Origin of the sequence: Candidatus Thiosymbion oneisti (genome assembly GCF_004359955.1) — a bacterium.
GTDB lineage: Bacteria > Pseudomonadota > Gammaproteobacteria > Chromatiales > Chromatiaceae > Thiosymbion > Thiosymbion oneisti.
Genome location: NZ_SMSC01000003.1, coordinates 15,622 through 32,176 on the forward strand (window position 1 = coordinate 15,622; position 16,555 = coordinate 32,176).

Genomic DNA, 16,555 nt, shown 5'->3' on the forward strand with positions numbered 1-16,555 from the left:
TCATGTATATCACCCAAGTCGGCGCCGAGTGCGCGCCCGTCGCCAAGGTAGGCGGCCTCGGAGAGGCCATCCACGGCTTGTCCCGGGCGCTGGCCGAACAGGGCCATCAAGTCGAGGTCATCCTACCCAAATACGATTGCCTGCGTCCGGACCTGATCGAGGGTCTGCATCGGGCCTACGAGGACCTGCAGGTCCCCTTCTACGACCAGTGGCTAGCTTGCAGTGTCGAATCCGGATATGTGGACGGGATTCATTGCTTCTTCATCGATCCCCATTCCGACCATGGGTTCTACCAGCGCGGACGCATCTACGGCGAAGTGGACGATCCGGGGCGTTTCGCCTTCTTCTGCCGGGCCGTCCTCGAATTTCTGCTGAAGACCGGCAAGCAACCGGACATCATTCACTGCCACGACTGGCACACCGCCCTGGTGCCGGTGCTGCGCTGGGAGGTCTATGAGGCCCTGGGGCTCAAGCGTCCGCGGGTCTGCCACACGCTGCACAATCTGTCCCATCAAGGGGTGGCGGGGGAATACCCGCTGCGCGCCGTGGGCCTGGATCCGGCCCGACTGATGACCAGTGATCGGCTGCTCGATCGGGATCGGCCGCACGCCGCCAATCTCCTCAAGGGCGCGCTCGTCTACGCCGATGCCGTGACCACCGTCTCCCCCCGCCACGCCTGGGAGATCCTGCATACGGATCAAGGTATGGGGTTGCAGGAGACCCTGCATACCCACAGCCACAAACTCCGGGGGGTGATCAACGGCATCGATGAGGGCACCTGGAATCCCCGGACAGATCCGCACATCGTCCAGACCTACGGCCCGGAGTACCTGCCCGGCAAGGCCCGCGACAAACGACAGCTGCGCCGGCAGCTGGGGCTGGAAGAGGCCGCCAAGCCGATCGTCGCCATCGTCAGCCGGCTCGATCGCCAAAAGGGCGTGGAGCTGATGCGTCACACCATCCACTATGCCCTGGAGAACAGCTGCCAGACGGTCCTGCTCGGGAGCGCCTCGGAACCCTGGATCGACGAGCTGTTTCAGGAGATCAGGCGCCACAGCGACGGGAGCGCCGATTGCCGCCTGATCCTTGAGTATGACGAAGCACTGTCCCACCAGATCCATGCCGGAGCGGACATCATGGTCATCCCCAGCCTCTATGAGCCCTGCGGACTGACCCAGATGACCGCCATGCAGTACGGCGTGGTGCCGGTGGTGCGTCGGGTGGGCGGACTGGCGGACAGCGTCTTCGATGCCAACTACTCGGACCAGGCCTTCGAGGAAGTCAACGGCTTCCTGTTCGACGACCCCACCCCCGCAGGACTCGAATCCGCCCTGCGGCGGGCCATCCGGCTCTGGTTCCGGTATCCGGCCTATTTCCGGCAGCTGCGACTCAACGGCATGCACACAGACAACTCCTGGTCCGGGCCCGCCCAAGCGTATCTGGACATCTTCGAGGGTATCAGGGCTTGAAACGGTCAGGGCGAGCGCGCATAAAAACGAATCCCAAGGGGTAGTGGTAAATTTTTAGGCTCTTTATGGATTCCGGACTGCTTTGGCGTGCGCCGGCAAAGTGGCGCGACCGCATCGAACCTCAGCGACGGGGGATACCAGCGGCGCTTGCCGAGAACCTGGGCAGCGGGTTCCACGCGCGCCGCGGCGACGGCGCTTTCCCCTGGCCGCAACGCCTGGCCGGGGATAGAGGCGTCGCCAAATCCAAAGCGGCGGCGGGTTTGCACTGTACCTGCCGGCACCCCCGGTTACACCAGGTAGCGTGGGTTGCTACCAATGCCGGGACAAGGTCGCCGCCGCACTCCAAAGTTTCCGCCGGACCGCTCCGGCTCGCCGCCTGCCGGTGCGTCCCTGCACCCATACAGGTGCTCATCAGACTCGACGGTCGTGCCGGGGAGGGAGGATAGAAGAGTCTGGAATCCGGTAGTGGCTAATGTATAAGTGATAACATGACCAACGGTACTGGCTACTATGTCCCCTCTCCCGCCGGGAGAGGGGATCAAAAAGATGAATCGCTCTACTTTTTCACTTATAATTTTACCACTACCTGGAATCCATAAGAGCCAATTTTTAAATGGTTCCGAGCATTCCATCAGGGCAAGGATCCCCGGTGAGATACGGACTAGGCGGTAATGGTCTTGGCGCCTCCCTCGGTCCCCAGAATCAGCACATCTGCCGGCCGTAGGGCAAAGATACCGACGGTTACGACCCCGGCGATATTGTTGATTTCCTGCTCCAGCTTCGATGGCTCCATGATTTCCAAGTTCTGAACATCCAGGATCAGATTGCCGTTGTCGGTGACGAACCCTTCGCGCCAGACCGGCGTGCCGCCGAGCTTGACCAATTGCCGCGCCACATAGCTGCGGGCCATGGGGATGACCTCCACCGGCACGGGAAATGCGCCCAACACATCTACCAGCTTACCGTCGCTGGCGATGCAGACGAACTGCCTGCTGGCTGCGGCGATGATCTTCTCGCGCGTGAGGGCCCCGCCGCCGCCTTTTATCAGTTGGAGCTGAGGGTTCGATTCGTCCGCGCCGTCGACATAGAGCTCGAGCTCCCCGGCATAGTTGAGATCCACTACGGGGATCCCCCGCTCCTTCAGATGGGCCGTCGATGCTTCGGAGCTGGAGACGGCCCCTTGGATGCGGCCCTTGATGGTGGCCAGAAAGTCGATAAAGTGATTCACGGTGGAGCCTGTGCCGACACCGATGATGCCTTCGTCCACGTACTCCAGGGCGGCCTTGGCGGCCAGCTTTTTCATTTCTTCCCGGTTCATTCCAATCCTCCGCGTGTGGGTTCTGAGCCGTTTCTCATCATAGCAAAGCACCGGGCGGCCTTGTCCAACCCGAATTGCGTTTGCTTTCGTTCCACTGGCCGCTTGCACGATAAAGGCATCGTCGAGGCCGGGTGGGCGCATATCATGGGCTTCGGGAATCGACTTTCCCTACCTCCTGCTACCAGTCGCCAGCTTCCGGCTTCCAGCCGCTGGAAGCTGGTGACTGGTAGCTGGTAGCTGGTAGCTGGTAGCTGGTAAAGACGCTGCGCCGATACAGCCTACTGTGTAGAATTGGCCCGTGAATCCGGTGATCGTGACGCGGAAACTTCATATGGAATGGCAGGAGATCTGTGACCATCCCCAGCTCCGCGACCTCTCTTTCAAGGTGGAGACCAACCAGTGGGGCCATTTGGAGATGACGCCCGCTTCCAATGAGCATGGGCTCTTTCAGGCGCTGATTGTCCAATGGCTCGCCAGGCTCGGGCCCCAGGGTCGCGTGATCTCCGAATGCAGCGTGCTCACCAGTGCTGGGGTCAAGGTCGCCGATGTTGCCTGGGCCGAAAAGGCGTTCTTTGAGCGTCATCGGCGGGCCAATCCCTATCCGGAGGCGCCGGATCTCGTGATCGAGGTCCTTTCGCCGTCCAATTCCGAGCAGGAGATGGACGAGAAGAAAGCACTCTACTTCGCCCGCGGGGCGCGTGAGTTCTGGACCTGCGCCCAAGACGGTAAGGTCCGCTGCTTCGACCGGCATCGGGAGTTGAGCCGGAGCGGCCTGATCCCCGGATTTCCGAACATCATCGAAATAGATTTTGCTTGAGCCCTCAGGAGGGTGTCGCAAAAGGCATCGATCTTCGCCCTTTGACCCCCTCTCCCCAACCCCTCTCCCGGCGGGAGAGGGGCTTTTGGACACCCTCCTCAGGGGCTCGGCTACCCGGCAACCACGAGAGACAGCACGTGAGTACGAATATCCAGGTCAGGGTCCCCGATATCGGCGATTTCAAGGATGTGGCGGTCATCGAGATACTGGTTGCCCCCGGCGATCGGGTGGCGCAAGAGGCCTCTCTGATCACCTTGGAGAGCGACAAGGCGACCATGGAGATTCCGTCTCCGGAGGCGGGCCAAATCACCGAGATCAAGGTCGAAGTCGGATCAAAGGTCTCGGAAGGCGATCCGATTTTGACCCTGGAGGTGGAGCAGGACGACCTGGCGGCCCAATCCCCCCCGAAACGGGAACGGCCGGCCCCACCACCGCCGGTGGAGTCTGCGCCCCATCTTGCCACCCAAGTGGTGGTCCTCGGCGCCGGGCCGGGCGGCTATACCGCTGCCTTCCGCGCCGCGGATCTGGGCAAGCAGGTGGTCCTGATCGAGCGTTACGACCGCCTGGGGGGGGTCTGCCTCAATGTGGGCTGCATCCCCTCCAAGGCCCTGCTGCACACCGCCCAAATCATCAATGAGGCGGCGGAGATAGCCACCATGGGCGTGCGCTTCGGCGCCCCCGAGATCGATCTTACGCAGCTGCGCGCGGGCAAGGACAAGGTGGTCGAGAGGCTGACCGGCGGCCTGGCGGCGCTCGCCAGGCAACGGGAGGTCCGGGTGGTACAGGGCACCGGCCGCTTCGAGGCCCCGAAGCGCATCGCCGTCGATACCCGCGAGGGTCGGGTCGGGATCGATTTCGACCAGGCCATCATCGCCTGCGGCTCCAGCCCGATAAAAATCCCCGGCTTCCCCCACGCGGATCCGCGGGTCCTGGACTCTACCGACGCCCTGGAGCTGGCGGATATCCCGGAGCGGATGCTCATCGTCGGCGGCGGTATCATCGGGTTGGAGATGGCTACCATCTACCAGGCCCTGGGGACCCGCATCGAGGTGGTGGAGCTGATGGAGCAACTGCTCCCCGGCTGCGACAAAGACCTGATACGTCCCCTGGAGAAGGTCATCAAGCGGCGCTACGACAGTATCATGTTGGGCACCAAGGTGACGGCGATGAATCCGGTTTCCGACGGTATCCGAGTCAGCTTTGAGGGCAAACAGGCCCCGCAGACGCAGACCTATGACCGGGTCTTGGTGGCCGTGGGCCGACGCCCCAACGGCAAGCTCATCGCGGCCGAGAAGGCCGGAGTCAAGGTGGACGAACAGGGCTTCATTCCCGTGGATGTCCACATGCGCACGAACGTACCCAACATCTTCGCCATTGGCGACGTGGTGGGCAATCCCATGTTGGCCCACAAGGCAACGCATGAGGCCAAGGTAGCCGCCGAGGTCATCGCCGGGCTACCCGCCCTCTCCGATCCGCTGACCATCCCCGCGGTGGCCTACACGGACCCCGAGGTGGCCTGGATGGGACTGACGGAGACCACGGCTAAGGCCCAGGGTATCGCTTACGAGAAGGGCACCTTCCCCTGGACCGCCAGTGGCCGGGCCCTCGGCGTCGGGCGCGACGAGGGTAAAACTAAGCTGCTGTTCGACCCGCAGACCAAGCGCATCCTGGGTGCCGGCATCGTCGGTCCCAATGCCGGAGAGCTGATCGGCGAGACGGTGCTGGCCCTGGAGATGGGGGCGGATTACGAGGACATCGGCCTGACCGTCCATCCCCACCCGACCCTCAACGAGACCATCTGCTTTGCCGCGGAGATGGCACGCGGCTCGATCACGGACCTGATGCCGCCGCGGAAAGGGTAAGCGCTGCCGGCTCTGGCTGGCGGGGTAGTTGAACCACAAGGGCGCGCAGGATACAAAGAATAGTCATGTAGGATGCGGTGAGCGCGGTTGGTCTTACAGGATGGCACTATTAGGGGGCGCGAACCGCATCGATGGACACCCGCAGCGAACCGCATCAATGATGCGGTGAGTAACACGAGCTGCACCGATAATGTCTTTTTGCCGCAAATGAACGCGAATTGACGCAAATCGGTCGCAATCGGTTCGCTATCATCGATGGTTACTGGTCTGCTTACGTTTATTTGCGGCCATTTGTGTTTATTTGCGGACCAATTTTCCGTGGGGATCCTGCCGGCTCGATGTTATCGGGAGTTACGAGCACCCGTACCAAACATGTGGGATAGCCTGAGACCGTGACATCTGCTCGGGCGATGTGGCTGCGACTGACGCTGCTCGGTGTGGTCAGCGGCGTAATGGCGAGCCTGGTCGTGCTGGCCTTCAGGGCGGCCATCGCGCTCGGCCAATTCCTCTTGCTGCCGCAGGGAGCACGCGGGGGCTATCCGGATCTCGATCCCTGGCTGCGACTCCTCTTGCCGGTGGCCGGTGGACTCCTGCTCGGGCTGATCTTCGACAGGCTGCGTGCCAAGCACCGCGAGGTGGGTGTCGTCCACGTACTGCACCACCTGCACACTCCCGGAAAGGCGTGCCTGCCCGCGACCAATCTGTTTACCCAGCTGGGAGGTGCGGTTACCGCAATCGTCACCGGACACGCGGTAGACACGGAAGGGCCAGCGGTCCATATCGGCGCGGCCAGCGCCAGCCAGCTCGGTCGGCGCTTGCGGGTTTCCGCCGAAGAGGACCACATACTTGCGGCCAGCGGCGCGGCCGCTGCCATTGCGGCCGCCTTCAATACGCCCCTGGCGGGCGTCGTCTTCGTGGTCGAGGTGCTGCGGGTACGTTATGAGGTCAGCCGGTTTCTGCCGATCATCGTGGCGTCCGTGGTCGGTGCGGTCATCAGTCGGCTGTTGCTGCAAGCGGACCCTATCCTCAGCGTTCCCCCGCTGGATCTGAACAATCACTGGGAGCTGCCGAATCTGATCCTGCTCGGATTGACGATCGGCGTACTGGCGATCGGCTTCATCAGCTGGTGCGAGGCCATCGCTGTGCGCACGCGTACCTGGTCCAACCGCCTGAGCTTCACCCTGGCGGGCCTGGTAACCGGCATCTTGGCCCTCTGGACCCCCGAGATCATGGGCTCCAGCTACGCTACCCTCGACCGGCTGCTGGCCGGCAAGGAAGGTCTCGGCCTGGGCCTGGTGCTCGCGCTAACCCTGACCAAGCTGGCGGCCACGGGCACGGCGGTGGGGCTGCGGGTCCCCGGTGGATTGATCGGACCGACCCTGTTCATCGGCGGGGCGGCGGGATCGGCATTCGGCATGCTGTTCGATATGCTTGGGCCCATGGACACGGCCTCGCCTGCCTTTTACGCCACGGTCGGCATGGCGGCCATGATGGGGGCGAGCCTCAGGGCGCCCTTGGCCGCCCTGATCGCTTTGCTCGAGCTCACCGGCAATCCCAATGTCATCCTGCCTGGCATGCTCGCGGTTGCCACCGCGGACATCACGAACCAATTGGCAATCGGGCGCGAGTCCGTCTTCGAGATCCTGCTGCGCAGTCGTGGGAGTGGGTCTGGATAGCGTCGTCGTGTTGCGTTAAGACGCCGGCACCGGCGCCGCCCGTAGGATGGGCAAAGCAAGCGCCCATCAAACTGATCTCAAGGGCTCGGTCGTTCCACGACGGTTTCCGCACCGCAGCTGTTTGTTAGGATGCACCAAGCGCAGCGTGCCCATCGATCCATCTGTTTTTTCTCGTTCCCACGTGCCGCGTGGGAACGCGGAAGTTCCGCGCCGCGGAGTGTCTACGCGCTTACATCGGAACCGGGCATCTACGAGCTTTTATCCCCTGTTGGGCACGGCGCGCTATGGGCTGTCGGCTCGACTGCCAGCTCGGCAGTGCGCGCCTTTGCCCAACCTACCCGCCTCGCTTCCAGCCAACTCCGGTCCCCCAACAGCGCCAACTCATTCAGAATCGCTCAACGGGTCCCATCGAGGTATTCCCTGACCATACGGGGTATTTCCTGTTCCAGGTTGTGACGTGGCGTAAAGCCTAGCTCGGTACGGATTCGATCCGAGGAGAACCAGGCATCCTCCGTCAGCTTGCGCAGGGCTTCATGGTTGAAGGGCATACGCCGGTGGAATCCTTTCTCCAACCAGGTGGCCCCGCAAGCGGCCGTCGCAAGGACCCAATAGGGGACCGCCCATCCGGGTACCGGCTCGCCCAGGGCGAGGCGAATCCGTTCATACAGCCAACGGGTGGAATAGCCCTCGCCATCGGTCACCAGGTAGGTGCGGCCCCAGGCCCGCGGATGAGTGGCTGCCAGGAGCGCCGCCGCGATGAGATCCTGCACGTGAAGGGATGAGCGTCGGTTGTGGATCTTCGGCCAAGGGGGAAACCGGTTGCGCGCCACCGCATCGATCATACGCGCGATGTTACCCGTTCCGGTCAGCCCATAGATCATCGGCGAGCGTAATACGCAGACCTGCATGCCCGTTTCGCCCGCCGCCAAGACGCTGCGCTCCGCCGCCAATTTGGCGCGTCCGTACAGGGTATCCGGCGCCGGCGGCATCGCTTCGTCCACCGGCCCCTTGCCGATCGCTGCTCCCATGACCTTGACACTGCTCAGGTAGACAAACCGCCGAACGCCTGCCGCGAGCGCCGCGTCCACCAGATTTCGGGTGCCTTCCGCCGTTACGGGCCAATGGGACGCCGCTTGATAGAGATTGGGCGCTTGCGGTGGCGGCGAGTAACTCGCCAGATGAAGGACCAGCTCGATTCCGTCGAGCCGCCCGACCAGCGTGGAGGGATCGGTGAGATCCGCGCTGCGAATGTCCAATCGCTGCCCGCGCCATAGGGACCGGGCGCTTTTTGGGTCGCGGGTCAGGAGGGCGACGTCGACACCCCGTTCAAGGAGCGCGGTCACCAGGTGACACCCGACCTTCCCGGTGGCCCCCGTGACGAGGGTGGGAACCGCCTTTAAAGAGGATACCTCGGTACTAGTACATAGTTTCGACCGATGTTGCAAGTTCATAGTATCTGCTGGCTCACACATTTGGCTTACCCGCTCCAGTGTGGCGACTAGCAATATCGACCGAAACTAGGTACTAGTTGGCGATGACACAAAAGCTGTTGGACCGAATCCACAAATCTCTAGCGCGGTGTTCGTGGGCATGGATGCTGGAGGCATCCCCGAAGGCCAGCACGAGAAACCAGTCGGCGTTCACGTAGTTCCACAGGTCTTTGATGTGGCTGCCCACATCGCAGAAGTCCTTACAGATGGGTACTACGAACGAGCCGAGGGGGTGTCGAAGACATCGAGCCGGTTTCCCAACTCGATGTCTTCGGTCCTTTTACCCTTAACGTAGCAGGTGAGCTTCGTATGCGAGAGCACAAGGCCGCCATCTCTATCGAGCAACTGTGCTTCGTTGTAGACCCTGTTTCCTCTTTACATGAAACGATCCGGCGAGGACGAGAAGAAACGGGTGGTCGGGGTGCTCGTCCGCTAGCCACCGGCAGAGCCGCATACGAAGGGTGTGGGGCAGGGTCAGCTCGGGAAAGACGACAATGCGCGCTTTTTCCCGAGCGGCTTTTGCAAGCGCTTCTTTGACACTGTTCCATCTGTCGTCGTTGCTGGTTAGTTTGGTGGCTACGAGCACTCCGCGCTCCGACCACTCGGGTTTTACGCTGTCGGTGAAAGAGGCCACAAAGACCTTGACGCCGCCGCCTTTCTGGGCCTGGGCCAAGCCTTTGCCCAGCTCTCCTCGCGAGAGGCACCCTTTGAATCTGAATTCCGTTGATCTCGTCAGGCACAATCCAGTGCCGAATGAGCCAATGCTCCAGCTTGTCGCTCTGTCTCGCTAGCGGCGCGGAGGCTGCCCGCTCGTGCGGACGTCAGAACACCCAGTATTGCCGGTCATCGAAACGGACCGACGGTGTCGGCGCGGCCAACGATGGCGGACCATACCTCTCCTTCAGGTAGTCTTCGATTCCTTGTAGGAAGGCGCACACCTGTCCCGGATACTCTTTTCTCGTCTTTTCCAACTGCTGCCGGGCGTCTTTGCCACGGGAGAGCACCTCTGCCACTTTCCCCCTGACTTTTTTGACTATTTCCAGATTGCGCCGTACAACCTTGTATGGATAGGTCATGGAGCGGCATGTTGCCTCGTAAGGTACACCAAATCCTCACCATCGCATGGTAGAGGGCCCGATTGTCGTTCACCTCCACGCCGAGGTCATTTACCACCTCCTTCATGAGGGCTGCCATCCTCTTATCCGCATCATTCTCGTTGGACATCACCGTTCCTCCGGGACTGATATAAGCCGGGTAGGTCGGGTTAGCCACAGGGATGCGGCGTAACCCGACATGGCATAGCCCCCCACCCTCATGTCGGGTTACGGCGCGCCCCATCGTCGCAACAGACCCTAGCTTCAAAAAGCGCGCCTAACCCGACCTACATGGCTATCATAGGCCGTACAAGGGACAGTTTTAGCACATCTGCCATGGAAATATGCTATCGAGTACTCCCGTCGGACGAATAAGTGGAGGTGGGGCTTCCCGCAAGCTGAACTGACGCACAAGGCAAACAAGATGAAAACAGAATCGACGAACCATTCGTGCCCACAGGAGAATACGGGGCATTCTTGTGCCGAGGGCGACCCGACCCCGTTCGAGATCGAGTACCTCCAGCGGGAGACGGAGCATTTCTACCAGGCGGAATTGCAGCACGACCAAAGGGCCAGCTGGGTCCTGGCGGTTGCCGGTGTCTTGTTGGTTTTCGTGCTCCAAGCCCTCGGGGGTCCTTCGTCTGGGATGTGGCACGAGGTCGAAGGGTGGATGTGGACCTGCACGCTATTTTTGATGCTGACCGTCGTGCTCGCCGTGGTCAGCATGTGGCCGCTGGCGGGACATGAAGGGAGATGGTGGCGGCCTTTCGTTATGCCCCCAGGGCAAACGCGAAAGTATGTTGGGGACGAAAGACCCATTGCCTGCCGGCACTGTGACGCGCACCGGCGGCGGGCCGAAAAGCACGCCATGTGGGTTATGTACACGATGCTATTGCTTCTGGCAGCGCTGCTGTGCGCGTTCATCGGTGGCGTGATTGCCGCGTGGTAGGGGTCGACTATCAGCGGATCGGGGTACTAGCGGTGTGAATTGTCGGCCTAGAGCCGTTTGCAGATAATCTGGGCTCTTTGTAAACGAATGTGGGTTTGAGACCCCGGATCGCGCGTTCGTACTCGTAATCGTAGCGTGCCGGCTGACCCGGTTCGGCGGGGAGAGGCAGGCGCGTTTCCTGGATCAATTGCGTAATTCGCGTGATTCGTAGTTAAAACAGAAAACGCTACCAAGGCCGACTCTCTTGCAGGGGACCGCCGGATTGGCGCATGAACTGCATCTCCTCAAGCATGAACTGGTTGCGCATCAGTAAAGAAGGATCGCCCTCCACCTGCCGTAGGCGCTGTTCCATGATGGCCAGACCGGGGCCGCGTATCGGCAATCCGCCCAGCGCGGCCGCTGCGGCCTGCCGGGCATCCGGCTCCAGGTCGGACATGGGCTGCTCGCCGAGCTGATCGAAACGATCGACGGCCTCCGCCGCGCTTCCTTCCGGCGGTACATCCGGCAGTCCGTCCTGCGGTGACCGGTCGGGTCGTGCCCCACGGTCATCTGTCTGCTGCCGGTCCGGGCGCTCCTCGGCCTTGCCGGGCGTCTCCTGCGCTGTATCCGGACCTTGACCCTCTCCCCGCCCTTCCTCTTCGCCACCCTCGCTGGGGGACACTTCCAGCTGTTGCTCCTCACCCTTCCCTTGCTCGGGGCGTTGCTTTTCCTCACCCCCAGCGGCCTCCCGCTCGGGCTTTTGTTCCTGGTCACCGGCGGCCGCGTCTTCGGGCTTCGACTCCTCCCCTCCTTTGCTTTCCTCATCCCGGCGTTCTTCGTTCGATCCGGTCTGTTCGGACTGATCCTTCGGTTGCTCGCCGCCAGTTTCCTCTTCGGAGGTTTTCTGCTGCTCCTGGCCGCCCTCCTGTTGCTGGGACTCGCGTTGTTCTTCACCGCCCGTTTGGGTTTCCGCTTGCCTCTGTTCCTGATCGGATTCAGGGCCGGACTCGGCCTCCTGTTGTTCTTCCGTTTGTTTGCCTTTGCCTTCGGTTTCCTGCTCCTTCTGTTGACCCTCCTGGGGCTCAGTGGTCTCGGGTTCGGACTTGCCTTTCTGCTCCTGCTCGGACGCTTTGCCCTTCGCCCGCTCGCTATCCTCCGTCTGCTCTCCGTCGCTCGGTTCGCTGTCCTCTTTCGGCTCACCCTCTGAGGATTGCTGTCCCGATCCGCTTTGCTGTTGGGATTCCTGCTGCTGTTGCTGTTGTTGCTGTTCTTGTTTCTGCTGCTCTTGTTTTTGCCCCTGTTGTTGCTCTTGCTTCTGCTGTTCCTGCTTTTGCCCCTGTTGTTGCTCTTGCTTCTGCTGTTCCTGCTTTTGCCCCTGTTGTTGCTCTTGCTTCTGCTGCTCCTGCTTTTGCCCTTGTTGTTGCTCTTGTTTCTGCTGCTCTTGCTTCTGCCCCTGCTGCTTCTGCCTTTGTTCTTGTTCCTGTTTCTGCTGTTCCTGTTTTCGCTCTTGTTGTTCTTGCTTTTGCTGCGCTTGTTTTTCCTGTTCCTGCCGTTTCTGCTCCTGACCTTCCTGTCCTTCGTCCCCCCGGCGCTCCTCTTCCGCTTGATTCCGCTGTGCTTCCTTTGCCTTCTCGTATAACTCCTGCTCGATACGCGCGAGCATGGCCCGGGCCAGGGCCAGGTTATGGTGGGCGTCCTCGTGGTTCGGATTGGTGCTCAACACGGCTTCGTAGGCCGTCGCTGCCCCTGCGAAGTCGCCGAGCCGGAAGCGGGCATTGCCCAGGTTGTAGTGGGCGTCCTCTTTCGCGGCCGAGCGCTGTACTTGGCTGAAGGCAGTGGCGGCCTCTTGGTAGCGTCCAGACCGATAGAGGGCCACGCCGCGCCGGTAATCGTCGCCGAAACCCGCGGCGGCCTGCCCGTAATCGCCGGCCTGAAAGTGCGCGTAGGCCTCTTGCTCCTGGTTCAGAAACAGATCGGCCCGCGCCCCGGCGGCAAGCACCAGAGATAAGGCGGCAGTGATCGGCAAGATCTTTGTCATATCTTGGACTCGGGTTAAGTGCGTCCGCGAAAACTCACACCGGATGAGCAGTGAGTGCCGCGAACCGCATCTGCGATCGATGCGATTCGTTCCTTACCGCATCCTACCGGCTTCCCCCCGGAAATTCACGTGGGATGCGGTAAGCACCTGTCTACTGCCTCAGGGATGGGGCAGGCAGCGAACCGCGCATTGCCGGAATCTCAGCTTCAATGAAGCCATGGCTGCTGACTGTGAAGTAGAGGCGAAAAATTTCTCGCCCCTTTTTGATCCGCAGATTGCGCAGATTTTCATAGATTGTTTCGTTTTCATCTGTGAGAATCTACGCAATCTGCGGATCAAAAAGGTTGCAGCAGGCAGACAGGCTGCACTCTAACCAGAGCTTTGATTTTAATGTAGTTGACGTTTTTAGCGCTTGATCTACAGCAAACCAAGCTGTTGCCTAGCTTGCCGAATAGTAAGTACTCCTCTTTCTTTAGATCGTTGATCCAGAAGATTCATTAGCTCTTGATCTTTTCTGGTCAACTCTATCTCTCGATCAAAATTATCCATTTCTGCCAGAACAAACTCTCTTCCATCCGTTGCCTTTAAGATGATATTGTCGTGGCTTGCAAGATCTAGTGCGTCTTCGAGGTTAAGCGAGCCACTAGTTAATTCTATCGTTCTCATATGCAGTACTCCTGGCTCCGAATATAAAGTTTATTGTGTTCTTTCCAACCAACCGCATTGATTACAAGGGCACCTTGAAAAATACGATTTTCGTCAACAGCACGCTTGAATAATCAACGGGTTAGAATAGCCTGATTGGTGAAAACACCTATTTTTCAAGGTGCCCACAACATGTTTCTTTTCCGGATCAACATCGTAGAAAACACGGTATTTTGGGACCTGCAACTCCCAGCTTGATAGGTTATTTAGTCGCAATCTCTTTTTGTTTCGATCTTTCAGAAACAGGGGCATTTCTTAGTTGTTCCTCTATCGAGTCTAAAATAGTTGTTCGCCAAACGAATGGTCGGGGTCAGCGCCCATAGCAGCAAGTGGATCTCGGAAGACGGTGCCAGCTTCTCGAAGGTAACACCGTGTTTTTTGCGATTTGCTACCGCCTTCTACTCATCCCACTCATAATTCCATCCTACGAACTCGAAATCGAACAAGGGAAAATAGGGACAGACCCTGAGGTATCCCCACAAAATCCGTCCTCGGCGTCAGCCGGCAAGGAGGACATCATGCTCGTTTGCGACCCACTGATCGGGCGGCCCGATCCTGCCGACCAGCTCATTGAGCACCTCGCGGCAGCTTGCCGGCCCTACCAACAGCCATGCGAGGAACAGCCGCGAGTATAGCCGCATCCGTCAGCTCTTCCGGGAAGGTCGATGGGCACGCTACGCCTGGTGCATCCGATCAAGCAGTCGCGGTTCGGAAACCTCCGGGGGACGGCCCAACCCTGGGACCCTCTCGATGGGCGCTTGCTTTGCCCATCCTACGGTTGCCCATCCCGCAGGCTGGGCAAAGGGACAAAGGACGCAAAGCGTAGGATGGGCAAAGCGGGGCGTGCCCATCAAATCCGGCTACAATTTGTTGTCTTATATGGAAATAATGTGGGGATACATCAGGGACAGACCACATTAGCCACCCTTCCAAACTATGAAGCGTGGTTCCAGTCAGCGCGCCATACGTGACCGGGACTACCTTCGTTCGAAGACTGCATGGAACTTGAATGGACGCGCCGGCTGAACCACACAATGCCCAAACGGCCTTTCCCGCAGGCTACCGACTTCTCTGCCTTGCACCACATTGCCGGCACTCAAAACTTCTGGCGGCTAACGACCAATCTCACCGGTCGCTGCGGAGCGACAGCGGAACAGCGGTCCGGTGGAGCGAAGTGCTAGCTGCCATTTTTGGGTGGAATCGTACCAGCCACCCCCTGCTTGTACTTGATGTGTTTTATAGTCATCGCATATGGCATCAAGATCGTAGTCAAATCTCTTCGAGTGCTCGTCTCGGATACGGCGGACTTCTTCAATAATTGGATCGTTCATACATTATCTCCCAGGAACTCTTCTGGAGAACAAATTTCCGGGCATGCCCACCCATGAGCTTCTACGATTTCCCTCACCTTCTTTCGAACAGAAGGGTTGTTTATATGTTTGAAGTTCCAGGTAACAATAACATCCATCCCGTTAGATGCGGCGACCGCTATATGAAGTGCACCCTCTGGACATTTCTTCGGGATTACTTCGCCCAGAAGAAATTTTCGTGCAAGCTCCTTTATTTCATCATCAATCTCAAGCACTTGAAATGCTTGTATTCTCTGTAACCGAAGCTTTGCTTGCGATTCATCTCCTTTTGATGCTTCTTGGATAACAATATCTGAAACAAACACGACGTAATCACCAAGATAACTCCAAAAATCCGATGTAGAAGCTTGGTGAGCTGCGACAACTATATTTCTCGATGGTCGAGCCACCAGATAGCTAACAACACTCGTTTCGATGTATATCTTTTACGTTATATTCTGGTATAGATGTCAAATCCGCTGTATCAGCTTTTGACCACTGCGGTGAAGTCCGACCACTGCTCAATGCGGAAGGCACGAATATCACGCACGGACTTCGGAAACCATGAACGGCTGCGCAAGGACTAGAGGGCGAGAAAGAGATTCGCCATGTCCTCTTCGTCGGTGATATAGGGGAAATAAAATGGGTGTCCTTTTCTTCAGTGTGAAAGTATTCGTTTCCCCCGGAAGTGGCGGGGTGAGACCGCCATATTCCACGCTAAATCCTATACCACATGGGATAAGAAGGAAGATTTTGTGCTCAATTTAGGGAAATTGTGTCGTCCTGTCCCTTTGGATCTGAAAATCCAGGAATACTTTCACAGTCTCTCCAGCGTGGGAACGCTATCTTGTCCGCTCCAGCGGACGCAGCTCCTCGGTGCTGATCGGCGTTGGCGGTTAGCCTACCGAGGCGTTTAATCGACGCTGGAGCGTCGGGATCTGCTCCCACGCTGGAGCCTGGGGAGCCAGCCGAAAATCAATGTGTTAGTTTTAGACACGTTCTGCAAGATAAGGCTCCATATCAGGGTGGTTTGAAGGTTCAGGTCTCCACGGAGGTATCCAAACCGCGACTGCCTGAAGGGGGGTACACAGCGCAGCGTGCCCATCGCTATTCGATGGGCACGCTCCGCCTTTTTTGCCTTCCGACCAGGAGCCGCGGTTCACAAAGCCCGGCACACTGCCAGCGCCCGAGGCCATCCGGATGGACGGGTTCCGCTTTGCCCATCCTACGGGCCAAATGTCAACACGCCCTAGATAATGCTAACTGATAACAGATCACCGCCTGTGTGCCAAGCAGGTATCAGCTCGACCACCGTGAATCAGGATCCGAACCTTATGCCCCAGGATGTCCAAGCCCCGATTGCCCACCGGCCCACTGTCATGGTCGGGCTGTCGGGTGGCGTGGACTCCTCGGTCGCCGCATTGTTGCTGCTGGAGCAGGGGTATCGGGTGGAGGGTCTGTTCATGAAGAACTGGGAAGAGGACGATACCGCCGATTATTGCGCCGCCGCCGCAGACCTGGAGGATGCCGCTAAAACCGCCGCGCTGCTCGGCATCCATCTGCACCGGGTCAACTTCTCGACCGAGTATTGGGACCGGGTGTTCTCCCGTTTCCTCACCGAGTACCGTGCCGCCCGCACGCCGAATCCGGATATCCTGTGCAATCGGGAGATCAAGTTCCGCGCCTTTCTGGATCACGCCCTGGATCTGGGCGCCGAGCGCATCGCCACCGGTCACTATGCCCGCGTCGCCCGCGACCATGTGCGGGCTGGCACCTGAGACTCGCGGCGGACGCGAACAAGGACCAAAC

17 protein-coding genes are annotated in these 16,555 nt (G+C 59.5%); 7 read left to right on the forward strand and 10 right to left on the reverse strand.

Annotation, left to right across the window (positions count from 1 at the left end):
• Positions 1–2: 2 nt before the first annotated feature.
• Both E1958_RS02010 and E1958_RS02015 read left to right on the forward strand, forming a co-directional pair.
• Positions 3–1,469, forward strand: a complete 1,467-nt coding sequence (locus tag E1958_RS02010; protein WP_133510386.1) for a glycogen synthase — start codon at positions 3–5, stop codon at positions 1,467–1,469.
• 65 nt (positions 1,470–1,534) lie between these two features.
• Positions 1,535–1,915, forward strand: coding sequence for a hypothetical protein (locus E1958_RS02015; protein ID WP_133510387.1), 381 nt, complete (start codon positions 1,535–1,537; stop codon positions 1,913–1,915).
• 215 nt (positions 1,916–2,130) lie between these two features.
• Here E1958_RS02015 and rpiA read toward each other — a convergent pair whose 3' ends face one another.
• Positions 2,131–2,787 (reverse strand): ribose-5-phosphate isomerase RpiA, encoded by a 657-nt coding sequence (rpiA, locus tag E1958_RS02020; protein ID WP_133510388.1) that lies wholly within the window; start codon positions 2,785–2,787, stop codon positions 2,131–2,133.
• A gap of 331 nt (positions 2,788–3,118) precedes the next feature.
• Here rpiA and E1958_RS02025 point away from each other — a divergent pair, with 331 nt between their 5' ends.
• The 3 genes from E1958_RS02025 to E1958_RS02035 all read left to right on the forward strand — a co-directional run bounded on the left by E1958_RS02025 (position 3,119) and on the right by E1958_RS02035 (position 7,142).
• A complete protein-coding gene (locus E1958_RS02025) occupies positions 3,119–3,604 on the forward strand; it encodes a Uma2 family endonuclease (protein WP_133510389.1) in 486 nt (161 codons plus the stop codon).
• A gap of 137 nt (positions 3,605–3,741) precedes the next feature.
• Positions 3,742–5,466, forward strand: coding sequence for a dihydrolipoyl dehydrogenase (gene lpdA, locus E1958_RS02030; RefSeq protein ID WP_133510390.1), 1,725 nt, complete (start codon positions 3,742–3,744; stop codon positions 5,464–5,466).
• A gap of 392 nt (positions 5,467–5,858) precedes the next feature.
• The gene (locus E1958_RS02035; protein WP_208108560.1) at positions 5,859–7,142 is read left to right on the forward strand and encodes a chloride channel protein; all 1,284 of its coding nucleotides are present in this window, start codon (positions 5,859–5,861) and stop codon (positions 7,140–7,142) included.
• A 395-nt stretch (positions 7,143–7,537) separates the two neighbouring features.
• Here E1958_RS02035 and E1958_RS02040 read toward each other — a convergent pair whose 3' ends face one another.
• From E1958_RS02040 to E1958_RS02050, 4 genes are all read right to left on the reverse strand, one after another.
• Positions 7,538–8,593 (reverse strand): NAD-dependent epimerase/dehydratase family protein, encoded by a 1,056-nt coding sequence (locus E1958_RS02040; protein WP_133510391.1) that lies wholly within the window; start codon positions 8,591–8,593, stop codon positions 7,538–7,540.
• Positions 8,594–8,666: 73 nt separating this feature from the next.
• The gene (locus tag E1958_RS20035; protein ID WP_165741514.1) at positions 8,667–8,819 is read right to left on the reverse strand and encodes a hypothetical protein; all 153 of its coding nucleotides are present in this window, start codon (positions 8,817–8,819) and stop codon (positions 8,667–8,669) included.
• A 147-nt stretch (positions 8,820–8,966) separates the two neighbouring features.
• Positions 8,967–9,305 carry a hypothetical protein gene (locus E1958_RS02045; protein WP_133510392.1) on the reverse strand — a complete coding sequence of 113 codons (339 nt, stop codon included), beginning with the start codon at positions 9,303–9,305 and terminating at the stop codon, positions 8,967–8,969.
• A gap of 148 nt (positions 9,306–9,453) precedes the next feature.
• Positions 9,454–9,708 (reverse strand): hypothetical protein, encoded by a 255-nt coding sequence (locus E1958_RS02050; protein ID WP_089726944.1) that lies wholly within the window; start codon positions 9,706–9,708, stop codon positions 9,454–9,456.
• Positions 9,709–10,150: 442 nt separating this feature from the next.
• On the opposite strand from E1958_RS02050, the gene E1958_RS02055 reads away from it, so the two are divergent.
• Positions 10,151–10,675 (forward strand): hypothetical protein, encoded by a 525-nt coding sequence (locus E1958_RS02055; protein ID WP_133510393.1) that lies wholly within the window; start codon positions 10,151–10,153, stop codon positions 10,673–10,675.
• 226 nt (positions 10,676–10,901) lie between these two features.
• Here the strand turns inward: E1958_RS02055 and E1958_RS02060 are convergent, their stop codons facing one another.
• The 5 genes from E1958_RS02060 to E1958_RS02075 form a co-directional block, all read right to left on the reverse strand.
• Entirely contained in the window at positions 10,902–12,692 is a 1,791-nt protein-coding gene (locus E1958_RS02060) for a tetratricopeptide repeat protein (protein ID WP_133510394.1), read from the reverse strand.
• A gap of 417 nt (positions 12,693–13,109) precedes the next feature.
• Entirely contained in the window at positions 13,110–13,358 is a 249-nt protein-coding gene (locus E1958_RS02065; protein ID WP_133510395.1) for a hypothetical protein, read from the reverse strand.
• Between the two features lie 536 nt (positions 13,359–13,894).
• Positions 13,895–14,038 (reverse strand): hypothetical protein, encoded by a 144-nt coding sequence (locus tag E1958_RS20040; RefSeq protein ID WP_165741509.1) that lies wholly within the window; start codon positions 14,036–14,038, stop codon positions 13,895–13,897.
• 471 nt (positions 14,039–14,509) lie between these two features.
• On the reverse strand, positions 14,510–14,728 hold the full coding sequence (locus tag E1958_RS02070) for a hypothetical protein (RefSeq protein ID WP_133510396.1): 219 nt from the start codon (positions 14,726–14,728) through the stop codon (positions 14,510–14,512).
• Entirely contained in the window at positions 14,725–15,189 is a 465-nt protein-coding gene (locus tag E1958_RS02075; RefSeq protein WP_089726937.1) for a PIN domain-containing protein, read from the reverse strand. Before E1958_RS02075 ends, E1958_RS02070 begins: the two co-directional genes overlap by 4 nt.
• Before the next feature lie 891 nt (positions 15,190–16,080).
• Here E1958_RS02075 and E1958_RS21825 point away from each other — a divergent pair.
• Positions 16,081–16,524, forward strand: a complete 444-nt coding sequence (locus E1958_RS21825; protein WP_424945061.1) for a hypothetical protein — start codon at positions 16,081–16,083, stop codon at positions 16,522–16,524.
• Positions 16,525–16,555: the final 31 nt, after the last annotated feature.